Annotated in this window: 1 protein-coding gene; it reads right to left on the minus strand. The window is 65.3% G+C overall.

What is annotated here, in order from left to right:
- Positions 1–247, minus strand: a 247-nt coding sequence (locus EXE44_RS18595; protein ID WP_241991904.1) for a co-chaperone YbbN, incomplete at its 3' end; no start/stop codon positions are given.
- Positions 248–363 lie beyond the last annotated feature (116 nt).

Here is a 363-nt window from a genome sequence, read left to right on the forward strand (position 1 = left end):
GGACGCCCGCCTCCGCGGCGAGCCCGTTGTATTCGTCAGTGTCGACGCCGAGGACCGGGGCGTCGATCGTCCCGGACAACTCCTCGAGGATGGGCGTTTGCTGCTTACAGGGGCCGCACCAGTCCGCGAAGTAGTCGACGACGACCTGATCGTTCTCCGCGATCGCCTCGTCGAACGACTCGGTGCTCTCCACGTCGATGATCCCGCCGACCTGTGCGTCGTCGCTGGAAGCCGCGTCGGATGACATACCCGAACGGAGGGCTCGAAACGGGATATTCTTTCCCGAACCGCGCGGTAAGCGGGTTACCCTCGGCTCACCGCGAGACGCGCTCGCCCTTCCGTGTCGAATGGTAACGCGGACAC

The organism is Halorubrum sp. SS7, from assembly GCF_005435055.1.
Lineage (GTDB): Archaea > Halobacteriota > Halobacteria > Halobacteriales > Haloferacaceae > Halorubrum > Halorubrum salinarum.